General features: G+C 63.4%; 19 protein-coding genes. 8 read left to right on the top strand and 11 right to left on the bottom strand.

The window, feature by feature from the left end; all coding sequences use genetic code 11:
• Positions 1-636 (bottom strand): GTP cyclohydrolase I FolE, encoded by a 636-nt coding sequence (folE, locus tag ARUE_RS00695; RefSeq protein WP_011772915.1) that lies wholly within the window; start codon positions 634-636, stop codon positions 1-3.
• Between the two features lie 9 nt (positions 637-645).
• On the bottom strand, positions 646-2,715 hold the full coding sequence (ftsH, locus tag ARUE_RS00690) for an ATP-dependent zinc metalloprotease FtsH (protein WP_011772914.1): 2,070 nt from the start codon (positions 2,713-2,715) through the stop codon (positions 646-648).
• A gap of 435 nt (positions 2,716-3,150) precedes the next feature.
• Here ftsH and ARUE_RS00685 point away from each other — a divergent pair, with 435 nt between their 5' ends.
• Positions 3,151-4,128, top strand: coding sequence for a type IV toxin-antitoxin system AbiEi family antitoxin domain-containing protein (locus tag ARUE_RS00685; protein WP_014920369.1), 978 nt, complete (start codon positions 3,151-3,153; stop codon positions 4,126-4,128).
• Between the two features lie 62 nt (positions 4,129-4,190).
• Here the strand turns inward: ARUE_RS00685 and ARUE_RS00680 are convergent, their stop codons facing one another.
• The 5 genes from ARUE_RS00680 to dacB form a co-directional block, all read right to left on the bottom strand.
• On the bottom strand, positions 4,191-5,036 hold the full coding sequence (locus ARUE_RS00680) for a hypothetical protein (RefSeq protein WP_043470923.1): 846 nt from the start codon (positions 5,034-5,036) through the stop codon (positions 4,191-4,193).
• A 620-nt stretch (positions 5,037-5,656) separates the two neighbouring features.
• Positions 5,657-6,208 carry a hypoxanthine phosphoribosyltransferase gene (gene hpt, locus ARUE_RS00675; RefSeq protein ID WP_011772910.1) on the bottom strand — a complete coding sequence of 184 codons (552 nt, stop codon included), beginning with the start codon at positions 6,206-6,208 and terminating at the stop codon, positions 5,657-5,659.
• A 31-nt stretch (positions 6,209-6,239) separates the two neighbouring features.
• Positions 6,240-7,310: a tRNA lysidine(34) synthetase TilS gene (tilS, locus tag ARUE_RS00670; protein ID WP_011772909.1), complete on the bottom strand. Its 1,071-nt coding sequence runs from the start codon at positions 7,308-7,310 to the stop codon at positions 6,240-6,242.
• Between the two features lie 92 nt (positions 7,311-7,402).
• On the bottom strand, positions 7,403-8,524 hold the full coding sequence (locus tag ARUE_RS00665; RefSeq protein WP_011772908.1) for an Rv3626c family coenzyme F420 biosynthesis-associated protein: 1,122 nt from the start codon (positions 8,522-8,524) through the stop codon (positions 7,403-7,405).
• A 60-nt stretch (positions 8,525-8,584) separates the two neighbouring features.
• The gene (dacB, locus tag ARUE_RS00660; RefSeq protein ID WP_014920366.1) at positions 8,585-10,030 is read right to left on the bottom strand and encodes a D-alanyl-D-alanine carboxypeptidase/D-alanyl-D-alanine endopeptidase; all 1,446 of its coding nucleotides are present in this window, start codon (positions 10,028-10,030) and stop codon (positions 8,585-8,587) included.
• Positions 10,031-10,177: 147 nt separating this feature from the next.
• Here dacB and ARUE_RS00655 point away from each other — a divergent pair, with 147 nt between their 5' ends.
• The 6 genes from ARUE_RS00655 (at position 10,178) to ARUE_RS00630 (ending at position 14,615) form a co-directional block, all read left to right on the top strand.
• A complete protein-coding gene (locus tag ARUE_RS00655) occupies positions 10,178-10,666 on the top strand; it encodes an inorganic diphosphatase (RefSeq protein ID WP_014920365.1) in 489 nt (162 codons plus the stop codon).
• Positions 10,667-10,865: 199 nt separating this feature from the next.
• Positions 10,866-11,879, top strand: a complete 1,014-nt coding sequence (locus tag ARUE_RS00650; RefSeq protein WP_011772906.1) for a hypothetical protein — start codon at positions 10,866-10,868, stop codon at positions 11,877-11,879.
• Positions 11,876-12,652, top strand: a complete 777-nt coding sequence (locus ARUE_RS00645; RefSeq protein WP_014920364.1) for a hypothetical protein — start codon at positions 11,876-11,878, stop codon at positions 12,650-12,652. The genes ARUE_RS00650 and ARUE_RS00645 overlap by 4 nt, the downstream gene beginning before the upstream one ends.
• A gap of 47 nt (positions 12,653-12,699) precedes the next feature.
• Entirely contained in the window at positions 12,700-13,335 is a 636-nt protein-coding gene (locus ARUE_RS00640; protein ID WP_011772904.1) for a hypothetical protein, read from the top strand.
• Positions 13,322-13,957 carry a hypothetical protein gene (locus ARUE_RS00635; protein WP_014920363.1) on the top strand — a complete coding sequence of 212 codons (636 nt, stop codon included), beginning with the start codon at positions 13,322-13,324 and terminating at the stop codon, positions 13,955-13,957. The genes ARUE_RS00640 and ARUE_RS00635 overlap by 14 nt, the downstream gene beginning before the upstream one ends.
• A gap of 58 nt (positions 13,958-14,015) precedes the next feature.
• Complete coding sequence (locus ARUE_RS00630; RefSeq protein ID WP_011772902.1) at positions 14,016-14,615, top strand: hypothetical protein; 600 nt, start codon at positions 14,016-14,018, stop codon at positions 14,613-14,615.
• Positions 14,616-14,697: 82 nt separating this feature from the next.
• Here ARUE_RS00630 and ARUE_RS00625 read toward each other — a convergent pair whose 3' ends face one another.
• Genes ARUE_RS00625 through ARUE_RS00615 form a run of 3 tightly spaced genes read right to left on the bottom strand, consistent with a single transcriptional unit; the run spans position 14,698 to position 16,651 of the window.
• Entirely contained in the window at positions 14,698-15,294 is a 597-nt protein-coding gene (locus tag ARUE_RS00625; protein ID WP_011772901.1) for a DUF3618 domain-containing protein, read from the bottom strand.
• The gene (locus tag ARUE_RS00620; RefSeq protein ID WP_011772900.1) at positions 15,291-15,722 is read right to left on the bottom strand and encodes a phage holin family protein; all 432 of its coding nucleotides are present in this window, start codon (positions 15,720-15,722) and stop codon (positions 15,291-15,293) included. The genes ARUE_RS00625 and ARUE_RS00620 overlap by 4 nt, the downstream gene beginning before the upstream one ends.
• Positions 15,719-16,651 carry a hypothetical protein gene (locus ARUE_RS00615; protein WP_238324459.1) on the bottom strand — a complete coding sequence of 311 codons (933 nt, stop codon included), beginning with the start codon at positions 16,649-16,651 and terminating at the stop codon, positions 15,719-15,721. Before ARUE_RS00615 ends, ARUE_RS00620 begins: the two co-directional genes overlap by 4 nt.
• 183 nt (positions 16,652-16,834) lie before the next feature.
• Here ARUE_RS00615 and ARUE_RS00610 point away from each other — a divergent pair, with 183 nt between their 5' ends.
• Positions 16,835-17,917, top strand: a complete 1,083-nt coding sequence (locus ARUE_RS00610; protein ID WP_238324457.1) for an FUSC family protein — start codon at positions 16,835-16,837, stop codon at positions 17,915-17,917.
• Between the two features lie 3 nt (positions 17,918-17,920).
• On the opposite strand, the gene ARUE_RS00605 is transcribed toward ARUE_RS00610, so the two are convergent.
• Positions 17,921-18,955: an NAD-dependent epimerase/dehydratase family protein gene (locus ARUE_RS00605; RefSeq protein WP_043469579.1), complete on the bottom strand. Its 1,035-nt coding sequence runs from the start codon at positions 18,953-18,955 to the stop codon at positions 17,921-17,923.

Genomic DNA, 18,955 nt, shown 5'->3' with positions numbered 1-18,955 from the left:
TTACCTTCCGAGTATGAGGCTCATGGCCTCGGCGCGGGTGGCCGGGTCATGGAGTTGACCGCGCACCGCACTGGTGACGGTCTTTGCGCCGGGCTTGCGAATGCCGCGCATGGACATGCACATGTGTTCACATTCGACGACGACAATCGCGCCGCGCGGGTTGAGGTGCGTCACCAGCGCTTCAACGATCTGCGTGGTGAGGCGCTCCTGCACCTGCGGCCGCCGCGCATAGATGTCCACCAACCGTGCCAACTTGCTCAGGCCGGTCACTTTTCCGTCATGTGACGGAATGTAACCAACATGCGCCACTCCGTGGAACGGGACCAAGTGGTGCTCGCACGTCGAGTAGAAAGGAATGTCCTTCACAAGGACAAGCTCTTCATGGTCGAGGTCGAACGTGGTGGACAGGACATCCACCGGGTGCTGATGCAGCCCTGCAAACATCTCCGCATATGCCTTGGCCACACGCTTGGGCGTGTCCAGGAGGCCTCCGCGCTCGGGGTCTTCACCTATCGCCAGGAGGATCTCACGGACAGCCGCTTCAATGCGCGGACGGTCCACTTTATGGTCGTGTTTGGAGCCCGCGGCGGAACCGTGGGCGGCGGCGAGGTCGTCGTCGTCGTCGAAATGAGTCACAGCAGAAGCTTAGCCGTGATGCGGGTGGTCGTTGCCGCCGTCGGGCTGCGGGGCCTGGAAGGAATCCTGGCTGCTGACTCCCTGCGCGTGCGGAGCCACGACGTCCAGCGGCTCGTCCAAGCGGGCCTGCTTGGCCTCTTCCTGGGCTTGGCGCTCAGCCTTCTCCGCGCGGCTCTCCACCGGAGGAATCGACTGCACCGGGCGGGATTCCTTGGACAACCAGATCTCGCGGAAATCGCGCTTCCGGATGTCGTGGAAAATCTCGGCAATCTCCGTTTGGTTCAGGGTTTCCCGTTCCAGCAGTTCCAGTGCCAGGCGATCCAAAACGTCCCGGTTTTCCGTGAGGATGGCGTATGCCTCATCGTGCGCCTGGTCGATCAGGCGGCGTACTTCCTCGTCCACCACATAGGCGATCTGGTCGGAGAAGTTGCGCTCCTGCGCGGCGTCACGGCCGAGGAACGGCTCACCGCCGCCCTGGCCCAGCTTCACGGCACCAACACGCTCGCTCATGCCGTACTGGGTGACCATCTTCCGGGCCGTGGAGGTGGCCTTTTCGATGTCATTGGAAGCACCTGTGGAGGGATCGTGGAACACGATTTCCTCAGCAACACGGCCGCCCATGGCGTAAGCCATCTGGTCCAGCAGTTCGTTGCGGGTCACCGAGTACTTATCGTCCTCAGGGATCACCATGGTGTAGCCAAGAGCACGGCCGCGGGGAAGGATGGTGATTTTGGTGACCGGGGCGGAGTTACGCAGCGCAGCCGCAACCAATGCGTGCCCACCTTCGTGGTACGCGGTGATCTTGCGCTCAAGCTCCTTCATGACGCGGCTGCGCTTCTGCGGGCCTGCCATGACACGGTCGATTGCCTCGTCCAGTGCGCGGTCATCGATCAGGTTGGCATTTGAACGAGCGGTCAACAGCGCGGCTTCGTTCAGGACGTTGGCCAGGTCCGCACCCGTGTAGCCGGGCGTCTTCTTGGCAACACCCCGGAGGTCGATGCCCGGAGCCATCGGCTTGCCCTTGGCGTGGACGTTGAGGATCTGTTCGCGGCCGATCATGTCCGGCGCTTCCACAGTAATCTGGCGGTCGAAACGGCCCGGGCGAAGCAGCGCGGGGTCCAGGACGTCGGGACGGTTGGTGGCCGCGATGAGGATGACGTTGGTCTTCACGTCAAAGCCGTCCATCTCAACAAGGAGCTGGTTCAACGTCTGCTCGCGTTCGTCGTTACCGCCGCCGATACCGGCACCGCGGTGACGTCCAACGGCGTCGATTTCATCCACGAAGATGATGGCCGGGGAGCTTGCTTTGGCCTGTTCGAAGAGGTCGCGGACACGGGAAGCACCAACACCCACAAACATCTCAACGAAGTCCGAGCCGGAGATGGAGAAGAAGGGAACGCCGGCCTCGCCGGCAACAGCGCGGGCAAGCAGCGTCTTACCGGTACCTGGCGGGCCGTAGAGCAGCACACCCTTGGGGATCTTGGCACCAACGGCCTGGAACTTGGCCGGTTCCTGGAGGAACTCCTTGATTTCCTGGAGCTCTTCCACGGCTTCGTCCGCACCGGCGACGTCAGAGAAGGTCACCTGCGGCATGTCCTTGTTGACCAACTTGGCTTTGGACTTGCCGAACTGCATCACCTTGGAGCCGCCGCCCTGCATGCGGGAAAGCAGGAACCAGAACAGGACGCCGAGCAGCAGCACAGGGATAAGCAGGGAGAACAAGCCGGAGAACCAGTTGTTCTCCACCGGCTGGTCCGTGAAGCCCTTGTCCGGGTTGGCGTTGGTGACAGCCTTCACCACATCCGGCCCGCGATCCGTGACGTAGAAGAACTGAACGTTCTTGCCCTTGTCCTGGCCGTCCAGGTTCAGGTTGTCCTTGAGCACCAGGTCAACGCGGTTCTCGGCGTCGAAAATCTTGGCCTGCTCAACCTTCCCGCTTTGGGAAAGGAGTTCGAGGCCTTCCTTGGTGTCAATGCGCGTGGAACCGCCCGGAGCCAGCGTTGCGAATGCCACCAGGAGCAAGCCAACGACGACAACAATCCAGATGCCCGGGCCCTTGAAGAAACTCTTAGCTTTCATCTGATCGGGGTTTTGCCCCGTCCCTCCTGGTAGTGCTGCAAGGCGCAACTTCTGCGCGCGAGTGGTGCTGCTTCAGTTTCAAGCTATACACCGTTCCCAGTAATTCACGCACTGGAAAGTCCAAAAGTTCCCTCTGGGCGTACACAGGATACTCGCGTTGTGCGTGCTGGAACAGGGCTTTTGCGCTATCTGGCGGGCGTGAGTGGGGCGTCCGCTCTGCTGCGGTGCGCCCACTGATGCACCCACTCGCGCCATTCGCCCCCGTAACGGCTGGTGCGAACGGCGGAAAAGGGTGCGGGGTTTCTCCGGCGAACGGCCACACACGGTGCTCATTGAGTTGCAGCAGACTGGTTTTCCGTGTGGGCTCCCTTGTGTTTTCCACATAGCGCGAGCCTGAACTTTCGCCTTCGCTCGTAACGCCGGAACGTAGAACCTATGGCTTTTCCAGAACTCCTCCTCGCCTCGGACGCGACACGTATCGGACAGGATGCCCGCCAACTCGCCAAGCGGGCCATGCGTGGCGAACTGGTGCGAGTAAGACGAGGCACATATGTCCGCTCTGCTTATTGGGCGGAATTGAACAACCGCCAACGGCACGGACTTCAAGCAGCTGCGCTGGTCAATACGACCAGGACTGCGCCCATCTTCAATTTGCAGACGGCTGCACTCCTCTGGGGGCTCGGCGTAGTTGGCGTGCCGAAACACCTGTGTACCGTCACTGCAGACCCAACAGGTGGCCGGTCAAAGCACGGGATCCGGAGAAGCTTCGGGGCCTGTGACACCGGGGTAGTCCAACTCGGCGCCTTCCGTGTTACGGACAAAGTTCGCACAACGATGGAGCTGGCTGCCGCCCTGAACTTTGCTGAGGCCTTGGCAATCGTAGACTCCAGCCGGCGGACCCAAAGGTGGGGCGACGCTCTTGAGGTTGACGATTGGAACAAGGACAGGGCCTGGGGTCCTCCGTCGGACGTGGACGAACTGGGTGACGCTGTCTCCGCTTTTACCAGTCAGTCGAGAAAACGACGCGCTGGCACCATTCTCGAATTGTCCACAGACAAGTCCGAATCGGTGGGGGAATCCATGAGTCGAGCCCAAATGATTTTGCTCAACTTCCCCACCCCAAGCCTTCAAGGATCTTTTACCTTGAGGACCGGACGGACCGCCCGAACGGATTTCTGGTGGCCCGAACTCGACTTGGTGGGGGAATTCGATGGCTACGGGAAGTACCTGAGAAACAAATTGCGGGGTAACCAGACCATCCAGCAAGCAGTCATGGCGGAAAAGGCCCGAGAAAACGGTTTGCGGGCACTGGGCCTTACCGTTATTCGCTGGGACTGGTCCGACATGATGAATCCGCGCATGTTCGCCCGAATCTTGAACGACGGCGGGCTCCGATCTCTGCGTGTGGCCTGATGGTTTCGTTCAGCCCAAACCGTAGCCATCGGGGAGAAGGCTGCTTGACTGGATTGGCTGCGTCAGGCTGCGGCGACCGGGAGTACCAACAGGTAGCCGGTGGGCAGGTCAGCGCTCCATCGTCGGGGCTCACGGACCACGAACTGTGTGGCCAGCTGCTCCGGGGTGAGCAGGCTGTTGGGCTCCGGTGACGGGCCCCATTGTCCACTTCCGTACGGATAGAGAGGATCCAGGACGCGGATCCCCGTTACTTGGAACTCCGGGAATTGTGAGGGGTCGCCCATCGATTCGAATCCGCTCATCACCCATGCGTGGCGGCCGCTCCACATGACCAGCCCCACCGGTCGGCCGGTTTCGGCTATGGCACGCGCCGCCGTCTGCAGCGTGTCCTCGTAGTTGGCGATGCTGACCACTGTGTATGCCCCCATTCCCACTTCGGTCAGCACCTGCGCCCAACCTCGCGGGTTGGCTCCGTTAAACGAATTGGACGACCGCGCACGGGCCATCTCCCACAGTTCACTTTGCTGTGCGGATGATGCCCACGAACCGCCTCCGGTGTCATCGACGAGGTTGTGCGCCATCTGGATGCTCGCAGCAACACACCAGTCAAAGGTGTACTGCGGTACGAAGTCCCCCTCTTGGTAGAGGTTGACGGCGAATGCCTGGGGCACCGCTGGCGGCGCGGGTGGCGGTGGCGGAGCAGGTGCAGGTGGCGGTGCGGGCGAAGGAGCCTGAGTGGCACTCGTTGACGGACCCGCGCCGGCGTCACCCCTAGGCGGCACGGAGGACGAGGTCGCGATTGGTTGTCCAGCATCGAGCACGGTGGAATCGACGGCAGGAGTGCAAGCCGTAAGAAGAGTCGCCATGACGGCGAGCCACGCCAGAAGACGGGCAGGGGCACCGGTCATGGTCAAGTTTAGCGCGGAGGGTCGGCGCGACGGCAGGCTCATCCGGTACCCACTGCTGCACCTGCAACCGCCGCACGCACCCCCTAAGCGCCAACGCCGCACCCACTCCCGCCAAACGCACCAGAGGTTACGGGTGCAAACGGCGGAAAGTGGTGCGGCGAAATGAGGGCCGAGAAAGGAACCACGTCCGAAAGCGAGCACGCCGTCAGGATCGGCCATCAGCGACAAACGGACACCGGCTCAGAGCTCTACGACGCAACGGACACCGCCTGAGAAGCTCTACGACTCAACGGACACCGGCTGAAAGCTAAAAGGCTCAAAAGCTCAATGGCTCAAGGGTGCGACGGCAGGCTCATCCGGTACCCACTGCTGCACCTGCAACCGCCGCACGCACCCCTTAAGCACCAACGCCGCACCCACTCCCGCCAAACGCACCAGAGGTTACGGGTGCAAACAGCGGAAAAGGGTGCGACGGCAGGCTCATCCGGTACCCACTGCTGCACCTGCAACCGCCGCACGCACCCCTTAAGCACCAACGCCGCACCCACTCCCGCCAAACGCACCAGAGGTTACGGGTGCAAACAGCGGAAAAGGGCGCGGCGGAAAGCGGCGGAGAGTGCTTACTCGTACACGTGCGGGGCCAGGGTGCCCACGAAGTCCAAGTTGCGGTACTTCTCGGCGTAGTCAAGGCCGTAACCGACGACGAATTCGTTGGGGATGTCGTAGCCGACGTACTTGACGTCGATTTCCACCTTGGCGGCGGTCGGCTTGCGGAAGGCTGTGCAGATCTCGACGCTGGCCGTGCCACGGGATTCGAGGTTGGACTTGAGCCAGGACAAGGTCAGGCCGGAGTCGATGATGTCCTCAACAATGAGCACGTCCTTGCCCATGAGGTCGGTGTCGAGGTCCTTGAGGATCCGGACAACACCGGAGGACTGGGTGCCCGAGCCGTAGGACGAGACTGCCATCCAGTCCATGCTGACGTGGCTGTGCAGCGCACGTGCGAGGTCAGCCATGACCATCACTGCGCCCTTGAGGACACCGACGATGAGGATGTCGCGGCCTTCGTAATCCTTATCGATCTGCGCCGCGAGTTCCGCGATACGTGTTTGGATCTGCTCTTTGGTGTAAAGAACGTGCTTGAGATCTGCCTGGACGTCGTTTGAATCCACCAATGGCTCCTGTTTTGATGCTCGGGTGCGGCTACTGTTGGGACGGTTTCTGATGCCGGAATACTAGCTTCCCACAGCGGGGGGCTAGTCGGGGAACGCCGTCAGCGGCAGCACCCGCCGAAAATGCGGACGAAGCACCCGCGGAAACAGGCCCTTCCTGCTCCAGATCACTGAGGGACAAGCGGTACACACTGACGTGGCCGGGCAGCTCCACAGGCCCTGCCGAGCCTTGCCTGCGAAGCAGCGCTTCCGCAGCTTGGAGGCGCCCGTAGCCGGGTTGTTGACCTCCGACGTCGGCCGCCGCCTTCGCGATGACGCGGAACCTGAGCGCTGCGGGCAGCTCACGAACGGCGTCTTCGGGCAACCACGCGCCATCGTCCACGCGCTGCACAAGTGAGAGATAGGTCTCGTTGGCCAGATCTTCAAGGAAGTCCGCGTCTTGCTGCAGGATTGCCGCGGTCCGGGCCAGCGACTCTGCAACGCCCGGGCCGAGTTTCTCTTCCAAAACCGGCATCACTTCAACACGTGTCCTGGAGCGGGCGAAGGCGGGATCGGCGTTACTGGGATCATGCCAGGGATCCAGTTCCTCAACCTCGCAGATTTCCAGGGTCTCCTCGCGCCGAAGGCCAAGGAAAGGCCGGAGCAGGCGTCCCCGAGCGGGCCTCATCCCCGCGAGAGATCGGGTTCCGGATCCGCGAGCCAACCCCAGGAGCACCTGTTCGGCTTGGTCATCCAAGGTGTGGCCGAGCAGGATCGCATCACATCCGAGGTGGTCAGCAGCGGACTCCAACGCAGCGTGGCGGGCATCCCGGGCTGCGGCCTCGGGACCAAAACCAGTTGAAGCTACTTCCACGGTCCGCACTTCTACCGGAGAAAGCCCCAGCTCGCGCAGCACAGACGCCGTCCGGGCAGCCACCTCCGCGGAGCCGGCCTGCAGTTGATGATCCACCACCACGCCCGCCACGGACACTGGATGCCCGTCTACATGGCCGCGTCTGGCAAAGTATGCGGCAACGGCTGCCAAAGCCAACGAATCCGGGCCTCCGCTGCAGGCTACAAGCACACGCGAGGGATAGCCGGCAGAGGCCAAGGCGTTCTGCAACTGCTTCCGCGCCTTCCCGACGACGGGCGCCAGACGCCCCGGACGCCGTCGACCCTTACCGGCCGAACCGACAGCGGAACCGGAAGGAACGCTCAAAGCCCCATCCGCTCAAGCCACAGCTTGGAGTTGTGGATCTCTTCTTCAGTGGGCAGGTATTCGGCGGATTCCCACACCCGGTTGAAGCCCTCCATGCCAGCCACGGCAACAACTTCGCGGACGAACTTGGCGCCATCGGTGTACTGGCGCATTTTGGCGTCCAGGCCGAGGAGATTGCGGATGAACTTCTCCACCACGCCGCGGTCCTTGCCGCGCTCGTTGAAACGCTGACGGATGGTCTTCACTGAGGGAACGATGCTCGAATCCACGGCATCCATCACCACGTTGGCGTGACCCTCAAGGAGGCTCATGACGGCGGTGATGTGGGACAGGGACGCCTTTTCCTCCGGGTTCTGGAGGAGGTCCAGGATGGCACCGCGGCCCGGTGTTTTCTCGGAGGGGTTACGGTCCCGTAGGGACTTGGCTACAGCGCTGGCGCGTTCAACCAAAGTGTCCATGTTGCCCAGGAGGTTGCCGCTGAGCTTTTCGATTTCATCGAGCATGTGGTGCCGGAGCCACGGTGCGGCCGCGAACTGCACCCGGTGTGTTTGTTCGTGCAGGCAGACCCAGAGACGGAAGTCATCCGGGTGAACGTTCAGTTCGCGCTCCACGGAAATGATGTTCGGCGCCACCAGCAGGAGCCGGCCGCCGGGGGGCACGTTGGAATCCGGGGCGAGCGCGGCAAAAGGATCGTATTGGCCAAGGACTTTGCTGGACAGGAACGCGAGCACGGCGCCAAGCTGGGTGCCGGTGATGGCACCGCTGGCAGCAGCCGCGGCCGGGGTCATGGCCACTCCGCTGCGGTTCTCCAGCATCTTCTTCAGCGCGGGCTGGAGCATCACGGAAAAGCTCTGGGTATTGGCCTTGGACCAGGAGGCTCGGTCCACCACCAGGACGTGCGAATCACGCAGGTCCCTGGCGGCATCCAAGCCGGTGATGTCGTGCACGTGCGGGACGGAGATATCCGCGTTGAAGCGCAGATTGTCCACGGCCTTGCCGATCTCCCCGGCGCTAAGCTCCGGGCCGGGAGGGGCAAGCCGGGCAGCCGTAGAGGCGGCCAGGTCCCAGTTGATCAGGGACGGGGCCCCTGCTGACGAATCTCGGGCAGATGACACCATACGGTCCATCACACCACACGTGACTGACAGTCAGCCTTAAGTTCGCTCCGCGCGGAGGATTCAGCCTCGGCACCCGCATGAGGCCAGCACCGACGCCGAACGGTCCAAGGCCACCTTGTTGCCCGCGGCTCCCGGGTCCAGGCCATTGCCGATGAACGAGAACACCAGCAGCCGGCCATCGGCGTCCACCACGTAACCGCTCAACGCGAGCACGGTATTTAACGTCCCGGTCTTGGCGCGTACCAGCCCGGCGCCCTCGGACGTACCGGCGTCCACATATCTGTCGTCCAGGGTCCCGGTGAGCCCGGCTACAGGGAAACCATCGAGCGCGGTCCGCAATGCAGGGTCCGGCCCGCTGGTGATGGCACGGACAACCTCGGCGAACTGGCGGGCGGTGACCTGATTCTCCAGGGCAAGGCCCGACACATCGGCCAACTGCATCGAATCCGTGGCGATTCCCAGCTCCCCCAGCCTTTGCCGCACGGCCGCAGTGGCGCCGTCGTACGTCCCTTCATGACCAGACGCCAAGGCGGTCATCCGCCCCAGCGCTTCCGCCAGGAAATTGTCAGAGGATTCCAGCATGAGGTCCACTTGCTCGCCGACGGTGGCTGACTCAGCAGCTGCCAGTTCTTTGGCGGGGAGGCCTTTGCCGCGTTCGACGCCGGGACTCACCGCTACGCCGGCAGCCGCCAACTGTTCGGCGAACGTTTGGGCGGTGGCGAGGGCGGAATCCTGGGGTCGGGGTCCGGTGAGAACGTCCGGGGCGTAGCGACCGGAGTTCAACGCCAAGGAGTACAAGGGCGCGGTTTCACCGGCGGCGACATCCTCCAAACTCCATGCCGGGTTAAGGGGCGCGCCGCTGAAGAGAGAGTCGTCAACTTGAACGGTAACGGGCCCCTTCACTCCGGCTGAAGCCAAAGCGGCAGCCGTGTCTGCAGCCAGGGACGCCAGGCCGGCCCGGCCCAGGACGGCTGTGGGCTCGGAAGCGGAAGCGCCCAGCAGCACATCCCCTCCCCCGGTCAGCACCACTGTTGAGGGATTGTCAGATGCGAGCACACGCGTGGTGAAACGGGTTTCGGGACCGAGCGCCTTCAAGGCAGAGACGGCTGTCAGCAGTTTCATGTTCGAGGCCGGGATGCGGTTGGCGGTGGCTTCGCGGTCAAAAAGCACCTGGCCGGTGGAGGCGTCCATCACCACACCGCTGATACTGCCCGCGCCATCCGGCTTGAGCGTGGCGTCAAGGAGCTTCGCCACCTCAGCAGGCACGGGAACGGGCGCCTTGGGATCCAGCGGAAGCACACTGTTTGCGCCCGAAAGTCGGTCCGGCACCTGCTGCCAAGCGGGAACGGAAGGTAGGGGCTTGGGGAAACTGAGCAGGCCCGGAAACATCCCCACAGCCACCACGGCACCGAGGCACAGCAGGACCGTGGTCAATAGCACCGGCCATGTAAAGCGCCCCCACGCCGCGGGAACCCGCTTGCGGGCACCCCCGTTTTTAACGCCCATCATGGAAGCTGCTTGGTCCTGTCAGTCTTGAAATGTCCCCGCCGGTTCAAGAAACCCGGGCCTCTCGCTATATCCTCAATAGTAGTCGGCGGCGCCGGCGGCGCTTTTGCCTGCCGCGCCCCACCCACACCCGTCAAGGAGCATTCCATGAAGCACGACGTGACCATCGAGATCCCCAAGGGATCGCGCGTCAAGTACGAAGTTGACCACGAAACCGGCCGTGTCCGCCTGGACCGCGTCCTGTTCACCTCCATGCAGTACCCCACGCACTACGGTTTCTTCGAGAACACCCTGGGCGAAGACGGCGACCCGCTGGACGCTTTGGTTCTCCTGCAGGACTTCGATCTGCACCCGGGCGTCATCGTTGAATCCCGCCCTATCGGCGTCTTCAACATGACCGACGACGGCGGCGGAGACGCCAAGGTCCTCTGCGTCCCCGTTGACGCACGTTTCGACCACATCCAGGAAGTCAGCGACGTCAGCGAATTCCTGGTCAAGGAAATCGAGCACTTCTTCACGCGCTACAAGGACCTGGAGCCCGGCAAGTGGGTCAAGGCTGAAGGCTGGGGCGACCGCGCCGCTGCCGAAGCCGAGCTGGAAGCTTCCATCAAGCGCTTCTCCGCCGAAGGCCACTGATTTTCGCGGCCTTCAACGCCTGACGCTCGACGGCGGCTGGTGCGGTTCCCTCGGAACCTCACCGGCCGCCGTCGTTCTTTAACGGTTTATGCACATGGGCATGTCTCCCCATCGCGGCAGTTGACGGGTCCGCCTAGGCTGGGACGAGACTTTTCGATGCATGTTCACAGGTTCGATGCATATTCACAGGGGGTTCCATATGGCTGGGTTCTATGGCGCGGACATCGCGCAGCTTCGCAGTCTGGCGGGTGTGATGGGCAAAGCTGCCGACGCCATCAGTTTGCAAAGCACGCAGTTGTCCAACGCGATCAACTCCACCACGGCGTGGCAGGGCCGGGACGCCACGGTGTTCAAGGGCGACTGGAACAGCCAACACCGGCAGAGCCTCGTGAAGGCCGCCAACATGCTGCGCGAAAATGCGAGCCAGCTGAAGAAGCACGCCAACCAGCAGGAGTTCGCCAGCCACAATGATGGTTCAGGCACCTCGGTTGGTGTCCTCAAGGACGTCTACGACACCGCCATGGGCGCGAAGGGCGCGATCAGTCCGCTGGTAGCGGCCGTCAGGTACGTTCTGCCCGTCAAGCCACTGCCCAACGGCGTCATCGATCCCCGGCATGTGAGGTACGGCAAGACCAAGGAGATCCTGACCAACTGGCGTGCCGGCGGGACCGTCCTGAGGGACGGGATCACGGCCCTTCGCAACGGCGAAAAGGTCACGGATGTCATTACCGACCTCAAAGCCAACATCCCTTACAGCCAGGCTTTCCAGGAAGCCAGCAAATTCTCCAAGGGCCTGCGCATCGCGGGGGCTTTGGCAGCACCGCTGAACATCGTGGGCGGCATCAGCGACATGATCAACCCGCAGCATGACGGCTGGCGCGGCACGGGCGACCGCGTGGCCGGCGGCCTGTCCGTGGTGGGCGGCGTGGGCAGCATCATGCTCATGACCGCTGGCGGTGCAGCCCTGCTGGGCCCGATTGGTGCGCCGATTGTGATTGGTGCCGGGCTTGTTGCCGGGGCCTGGGCCTTGGGTAACCTGGTGGCCGACAACTGGGACTCCATCAGCAACTTTGCCCGTAACCCGGGCAGCTACATCGCCGATGGCGCCAAGGAAGTGGCGGGCTTCGCGAAAGATGTAGGCAGTAAGGTGGCAGATGGGGTCAGTGACGCCGCCAAATCAGTCGGGAACTTTGTCGGAGGGATATTCGGATGACCGCCAGCACCATGAATTGGACCGAACGGGACGTGCAGGCAGCGGCCAAGGTCCTGGCGTCGGCCAGCGCAACCGGAGCGCCCTTACCCACGCTGACCGACGAAGAAGTTGTGGCCCTGGATGGCGTGCAGCACGAACAGTTGGTGGCCCTGCCCTGGCTTTCTGCCCAGGACGCAAGCAAGGAACTGATGTGCGCCGTAGCCTTGCGCGGACTGCTCGCCAAGGAACTCGTTTACCCGGTGATCTTCGAAGGTGAAGCCGAGCCTTCGCGTTTGCACGCCACCGAAGAAATCACCGGCGCCCTTACCCTGCGCCGCAGTGGCAGCAGCGTTGTTTCCGTGGAACGCACGGTGTCCACGGGAAAGCGCTGGCTCTACAGCTATCTCCACGACGACGGCGTGCTGCTCGAAGAAGTGGATGAAGGCGGCCTGCATGGCTTCACCGTCATAACCCGCGACCAACTGGCCCAGCGCCTCGCCGAATTCGTTGACCCGGAAAAGGCCGCCGTACGCGATACCGATCCCACTGGTTACACGGAAGCCCAGTTCGAGGAACACGCAGCAACTGCCTTGGCGGATACCCTGGCCGCGAGTACCGTGGTGGCCTTCAACTCGGACACTAACGAGTTCCCCACCATCACCGTTTACACCGGCCCGTCGGGCGTCCATGTGCTGACCCCGCAGGTTGACGGCGACTCGGTGTCTTTGGAACTGAAGGAAACGTCCGCGGCCTCGCTGGCCGGCGTCCTCGGTGGTCTGGCCGGACTGGCCTGACGCTCCGCACCCAAGCCCGTACACCGCCGTCGAGCCGAAAGCCCCAGATGAGCACTCCGAAGTCCACCACCCTCACCGGTCTGCTTGACGCTGTCAACGGCCGCCCCGTTCGCCGCCATCCTGAGACCGGCGCGTACTTCGTCAAGGCGTCCGGAGGCGCGCACTTCTGGGGCCGCGTACTGGATGCCCTGGTGTTCCTGGTTGGCTACGCGGTTTTGGCCGTGATCCTGGCCGTTGTGCGGGAATCCATGATGAACAGCGGCTCAGCGCTCGGATACAACGATGGTTTGTGGCTGACGCTCTACGTTGTCCTGTGGTTCGTGGGGTTGTTTGCCTACGGCATGATCTGGGGATCCGTGGGCAGTGTGGGCGACGCCGCCGCCGGCATGCGCTCCGTGCGGATCAAGAACGGTACGACGGCGGGAGCGTGGCTGGGCGGTTGGCGCGCCATCTGCTGGTCCTTCTTCCCGTTCTTCGTGGTGATGCTCATTGCCTCCGCAGTGAGTGGCGGCGGTGACGACACGTGGGAGCCGAAGTTTGCGGCCATTGACCGGCGCTCTGGCATCGCCCAAGGCCAGCAGCCCGTCCCGGACCCCAAGGTGGTTGCCGCGGAACAGGCAGCCGAAGCGGAACGCCGGAACATGCCAAACCTCTACGGCCAGCGTCCGGATGCGCGGCCGTAACTGGCTGGTTCGCCGGGTGGAGCGCAGGCTCGGGCCTGAGCTCGGTGGGCTGCGCCATGTCGCTTCCTCCCGCAGGGTCTTCTGGAAGGCGCTGATTCCTTGTTTGGTGGTGGGGTTCGTGTTCGGGACCATCGCGGAATTCGTCAGCCCCATTCGTTCAACCCGGGAAGCCGGACATTTCAGCGACCCCACACTGTTCATCACCGTGGGCATCCTCACCGGCTTGTTGCTGTGGTCCATGACCCTCCTGGGAAGCTTCCGGAAACTGCTGGTGTTTGACCGCGGGGCGGTGGCCAAGTACTCCCAAAAGCACACCATGGTGGTGATTCCCTGGAGTGACATCGTGCCCGGGAGCATCAAGGCGGTGACCACGGCTGACGGCAGTGATCCCGACCGCCGCATGGTGGCACGCCAGAAGGTTTCGCTGGGAGCCGGCGGACGTAATGCACTGGTTTTCCAAGCCCGTGACACCCACTGGGTGTTTGCCTCCGACGAGGACCCGCAGCCGCTGGTCATCGCGATCCGGGAATGCCTGCGTGACGCGGGAATGGATGATGCTGTGCGCGCCACGGCAGGTGCGCTGCCCGCCGTCGTATTGACCGGACGTACGGCGCTTGACTGAACTGCAGGGGAATTTTGCCCTTGCAGACCCGCTACCAGCCGGTAGCATGTGATCCACTATGTTCACTCTCACCATCAACCAACGCGACAGCCGCCGCGACGGCGATCTTGTGCCGCAGCTGCTCAAGGACCTGCGGCACATTCCTGCGCGGCTCGACTTTGACCGCTCGGTTGAGGATGAAGTGCAAGGCATTGTCGAATGCAGCCACCAAGCCGTGGAGACAGCCCTGATCGCGCTCCGGACCGGCCAGTGGTACGTGGGAATCGGCGTGGGACCAATTAATGAGCCCCTACCCAACTTGGTCAAGGACGCTTCGGGGCATGGCCTCGTATATGCCCGCCGGGCAGTCGACAGGCTGCGGAACGGCAAGGAACGTGTCCCGGTCGCAGTGGACGGCCCCCTGACAGCCCTTGCTTCGGAGGCCGAGGCCGTGCTGCGGCTCCTCGGACACATCGTGCAACACCGGAGCACGGCGGAATGGCGGGTACTGGACCTGCTCACGCCCGGCGTCCGGGGCCAGCAGAAAGCGGTCGCCCAGGAACTCGGCATCACCACCCAGGCCGTGAGCAAAGCCTTGGCACGGGCGCAATGGTCCGAGGAACACGCGGCCCGTCCTGCTGCAGCCCGCTTGCTGCAGATGATTCTCGAAGTTCGCTGAAACAGCAACTGACTCGCAGTTGTGGTTGTTATGGGGCTCCAAAACAACCACAACTGCGAGTCAGTTGTGTAAAACGGCCAACTTACTGGTTGCTGACGTTATCCTTGGCCGTCTGTGCCCGGTCCTGGACGTCGGCGGCGGCTGCCTGGCCCTCGTCCTTGACGTTGGCTGCGGCTTCCGTGGCGCTGTCCTTGACGTTCTGCATCGCATCCTGGGCAGGCTCGCGCAGGTGCTCAGCGACTTCTTGGGCCGCATGGCTCAGCTCGTCGGTCAGGGGCTGGGCTGCTTCCTTGACGGCCTGGGCAGCTTCGCGCTCCTTTTCCGAGGCCGGGAACAGCGAGGACACCAGCAAGCCGGCGCCGAACGCGATCAGGCCTGCGGCGATCGGGCTGCCTTGGGCCTTCCGCGTGATCACCTGCGGGGCATCGCCCAGGTCCGAGACGGCGCCGGAAACGTTGCTGGCCACGCCGGAAACAGCGTCCCCGGCACGGTGCGCAGCGTTCCCTGCAGCATCGCTGACGTCGTCGCGGGCGCCGAACACAGCGGTCTTGATCTTGTCCACCCTGCGATTGACGATGTGCGAGGGCGTGACCTTGTCCGCCACGGCATCAACGTTGGTACTGAGCCGCCGGCGAGTTTCTTCGATATCGGCGCGCAGGGCGTCGGGGTTCTGCGTCATCGTGTCTCCTCAGTGTTCGGTTTCAAAGCGGGGGGTATTTCTTTGACCGTCTCGGCGGTCTGCGGCATGCCCTTGATGGTGTTGAGTTCCTTGCGGCCCTTGGCTGCCAAAACTGCTGCAACGATGCCCCAGATGACCGCGACAATAACGGCGGACCATCCCAAGCCAACAAGCTGACCCAAAGCCCACCAAAGGGCAATGGACAGGAACAGCACGGTGATGTGGCCGGCGTATGCAGCTCCGCCAAGCATTCCCGCGCCCTTGCCGGCCTTGGTGGCGGACTCCTTCAGCTCCGCCTTGGCCAGCTCCACTTCCTGGCGCATCAACGTGGAAACGTCGCGCGTCAGGTCGCTCAGGAGCTCACCGAGGGGAAGGGTCTCCGCCTTCACGTGGGCTTCTGTGGGAGGCAAATCGGCGGGACTGCTCATCGGTGACCTCCATACTGGGGGTCATCGGGATCGAGCGGTCCTGCCAGCGGGTCGCCTTGGGCCTTAACGCCACCGGCCTCGGTCTCCGGGTAAGGAAGGGTGGACCCGTCGTAGCCACCCGTGGTGCCTGCGTCGTAGCCGGTGGTGGTGGCCGAACCGTATCCGGCGGTGGTTGCCGTCGGTCCGGGGAGGTCCACTGCCGGAGGAGTTACCGCGCCGCCCTGGGTCGGGTAGTAAACGGCGCGAGGCGTCTCCGTGGTGGCGGGCGTTCCGCTTGCGGAGGCCGCGTCGGAGGCATTGCCTGCCATGCCCCGGCCAAGACGGCCGGCGAGTACACCGGCGCCGGCAGCCAGCAGCAGGAAGGTTCCTGGCTTGCGGCGTGCGAAGCCCTTGACTTCATCCAGCAGCGAGCCGGGATCCCGGCCTTCCAACCACTGGGCAACGGAGGAGGAGCGCTGGGCTGCCTGCTGGACCAAGTCCGTGGCAACACCACCGTTTTCAGTCGAGTTGGCCATGGTGGAAAGTTCGTCGGAAATGGACCGCAAACCTTCGGCAACACGCTGCTGTTGGGCCTGGGCCTGTTCGCTCAGCTCACCCTTGGTCTGCGTCAGCAGTTGGCGGGCATTTACCTTGACTTCGTGGGCCACGTGTCCGGCCTCGGTCTTGGCGGTGTCCACGACTCCGCCCGCGGCGTCACTTACGGCGCCTGCTACACCCGCAGCTTCTTCCTTGGCGGTATCCACCTTGCCGGAGCTGTCGGAACCGGTTCCCGAACCAGCGGGAGTTCCACTGATTCCGGTGGTTCCAGCAGTTTGAGTCTCAACATCGGCCGAGTCCAGGTAGTTTCCCGTGAACGGTTCGGTGCCTGCATGGGCACCGGTGTTTGGCGCCGCGAAGCTTCCGTCCTGCGGCGATTTGCTCTCAGTCATTATCGCTCTCTTTCCACAGTTGGCAGGCTGCGGACAGCAGCCGGGATAGTAAGTATCGTTACTATCAATGGGTGTGTACCCGCTAACCAAGGTTCTAATCACCACAATTTCCAAAAGATGCTGTAGCCCACTTTCGGCTTTCTCCGCTCGACAGGTGGAGCCAGACCTGCCAACGTTGGGTTGATGAGCCAAATGCCCTTAAGGCGACGGCTGATTCCCGCGCTTCGAAAAACCATCACACGCCACCGCCTCCTCTTCGCTGCGAAAACAGCAGTCGCAGCGGGACTGGCCTGGTATTTGGCGCCCTTCATGCCCGGGTCTGCCGCCGAGTATCCGTATTACGCCCCACTGGGCGCCTTGGTCAGCATGCACCCCACTGTGGCGGATTCCGCCAAACATGGGCTGCAAAGCCTGGCCGGACTGGTCCTAGGCATCGGGATGGCCTTCGCCATCACCACCGTGGCCGCCCCGACTGCCCTGGCTGTTGCGGTGGTGGTGGGGCTCGGCGTCCTCATAGGCGGACTTCCCCGGCTAGGGACGGCGTCCGAGTGGATTCCCATGGCCGCACTGTTCGTGCTGGTGCTGGGAGACTCCAACGCTGAGGGATTCTCTTTTGCGTACGTTCTGCAGATGGCCCTGGGCGTGGCCGTAGGCTTCGCTGTGAACTGGCTGGTCTTCCCGCCCCTGCACCTGGAGGACATCGATCCCGCCATCGCAGGTCATCAGGAAGCTTTGTCCCGGCAACTCAAGGACATGGCCCGAGCAATGGAGGAGTCCTGGCCGCCCAATCATGAGGCCTGGGCAAGCCGCAGCGACGAACTCTCACTCACCGCGGCAGCTGTGCGGACGGCGGTGCACCAAGCTGAGCTGAGCGCCAAAGCAAATCCCCGGTCCCGCCGTCGTGCAACCCGCCTTCCCGGCGACCTCGCTGGTTTGCGGACCCTTGAACGCCTCACCTTCCACGTCCAGGACATCACCGATGTCCTGGCCAGCGCCATCTGGGAAAAAGACGCGGGCACGGTGATCCCGGATGCCGTGGTGGGCAACCTTTCCGAGGCCCTGGAGGCGACCGCGGCCGTGATTGATCATTGGCGCGACGCCGAGAACGGTGAGCTGGCCAATCGCTTGGCGCGAGCTAAGGACAGCATCACGGCGCTCAGCAACGCAGTGGCAGAGGCCGCAGCCGATCAGTCCTCTGTAAATGCACCAGCGTCAGTCGCCATGAGCCTGCGCCGTATTCTTACCGTGGTGTTGTCGGCCGAGTAAAGGCTAGCGCGGCGTCAGCGGCGGCGAGCCCTTCCGGCCCTTGCCCGCGCCGATCCCGTCCAGCATTTCCGCCAGCGACTCCAACGACGAATGCTTGGGCGACCAGCCCAAAAGAGTGTGCGCCCGGGCTGTATCCATGATGGGCGCGTTGGCCGCCATGTCCACCCAACCACCGTCGGTCACCTGCAGCCGGAGTCGCCAACTGACCTCGACGACGGCGCGCAGCACCGGAAGCGGGAACGGCATCACCCGCCGGGCGTTGAAAATCCACGCCAAGGCGTTGGGGTCGATGACCGGCTCGGCGGCGATGTTGTAAGCACCTTCCGCTCTGCGCTCCAACACACGCCAGTAGGCATCAGCGACGTCAGCAGTGTGGACGGCCTGGAACACCATCTCCTTGGGGATGGCAAGCAGCGGCAGCCACGGCTTACGCGGAACCAGGCGAGGCAAAACCCGTCCCAGGAAGTAGCGGCCAACCTCACTGCCGCCGCCTGCGCTGAACATCAGCGCGGGGCGCAGCCGGGCCACCACAATATCCGGGTTCTCCTTGGCGAAACCGTCCAGGAGCCTTTCCTGTGCCGCCTTGTCCGCGCTGTAATGCGAACTGCGGATGCCACCCGTTGGCCACCCTTCCTTGGTCCGTTGGTCCTTGGGAGCCGGCGAGTACGCTCCAACGGATGATGCGCACACGATGTGCCCCACTCCGGCCTTGCGGGCGGCGGCCAGCACGTGGGCTGTCCCGGCCACATTGGTCCGGCGGAGCATCTCCCGGTTGTGGTTCGGCTGGATCAGCCACGCCAGATGAACCAGCGCATCGGCGCCTGCCAAAGCTTCTTCCAGGGCGGGTTGATCCTCAGCGGCGCTGATGTCCAGGGTGTGCCAATCCACTCCGTGATACGGGGCGGCATCCTGATCAGGTTGCCGCCGGACGACACCCACCAGCTCCAAGTCCGCGCCCTCTTCCGAACGTGCCCTCTGGAGCCGTTTCAGCAGCTCCGTACCGCCGTGTCCTGTTGCACCGATGATCACAATACGCAT

Origin of the sequence: Arthrobacter sp. Rue61a (assembly GCF_000294695.2) — a bacterium.
In the GTDB taxonomy this organism is placed as follows: Bacteria; Actinomycetota; Actinomycetes; order Actinomycetales; family Micrococcaceae; genus Arthrobacter; species Arthrobacter aurescens_A.
Note: the sequence above shows the minus strand (reverse complement) of the source record. Positions and strands in the feature narration are given on the sequence as shown.

Coding starts and splice junctions, on each gene's coding strand:
- ftsH (WP_011772914.1), bottom strand. CDS start 2,715: ATGAAAGCTAAGAGTTTCTTCAAGGGCCCGGGCATCTGGATTGTTGTC.
- ARUE_RS00685 (WP_014920369.1), top strand. CDS start 3,151: ATGGCTTTTCCAGAACTCCTCCTCGCCTCGGACGCGACACGTATCGGA.
- ARUE_RS00680 (WP_043470923.1), bottom strand. CDS start 5,036: ATGACCGGTGCCCCTGCCCGTCTTCTGGCGTGGCTCGCCGTCATGGCG.
- ARUE_RS00665 (WP_011772908.1), bottom strand. CDS start 8,524: ATGGTGTCATCTGCCCGAGATTCGTCAGCAGGGGCCCCGTCCCTGATC.
- dacB (WP_014920366.1), bottom strand. CDS start 10,030: ATGGGCGTTAAAAACGGGGGTGCCCGCAAGCGGGTTCCCGCGGCGTGG.
- ARUE_RS00655 (WP_014920365.1), top strand. CDS start 10,178: ATGAAGCACGACGTGACCATCGAGATCCCCAAGGGATCGCGCGTCAAG.
- ARUE_RS00650 (WP_011772906.1), top strand. CDS start 10,866: ATGGCTGGGTTCTATGGCGCGGACATCGCGCAGCTTCGCAGTCTGGCG.
- ARUE_RS00645 (WP_014920364.1), top strand. CDS start 11,876: ATGACCGCCAGCACCATGAATTGGACCGAACGGGACGTGCAGGCAGCG.
- ARUE_RS00640 (WP_011772904.1), top strand. CDS start 12,700: ATGAGCACTCCGAAGTCCACCACCCTCACCGGTCTGCTTGACGCTGTC.
- ARUE_RS00635 (WP_014920363.1), top strand. CDS start 13,322: ATGCGCGGCCGTAACTGGCTGGTTCGCCGGGTGGAGCGCAGGCTCGGG.
- ARUE_RS00630 (WP_011772902.1), top strand. CDS start 14,016: ATGTTCACTCTCACCATCAACCAACGCGACAGCCGCCGCGACGGCGAT.
- ARUE_RS00625 (WP_011772901.1), bottom strand. CDS start 15,294: ATGACGCAGAACCCCGACGCCCTGCGCGCCGATATCGAAGAAACTCGC.
- ARUE_RS00620 (WP_011772900.1), bottom strand. CDS start 15,722: ATGAGCAGTCCCGCCGATTTGCCTCCCACAGAAGCCCACGTGAAGGCG.
- ARUE_RS00615 (WP_238324459.1), bottom strand. CDS start 16,651: ATGACTGAGAGCAAATCGCCGCAGGACGGAAGCTTCGCGGCGCCAAAC.
- ARUE_RS00610 (WP_238324457.1), top strand. CDS start 16,835: ATGAGCCAAATGCCCTTAAGGCGACGGCTGATTCCCGCGCTTCGAAAA.
- ARUE_RS00605 (WP_043469579.1), bottom strand. CDS start 18,955: ATGCGTATTGTGATCATCGGTGCAACAGGACACGGCGGTACGGAGCTG.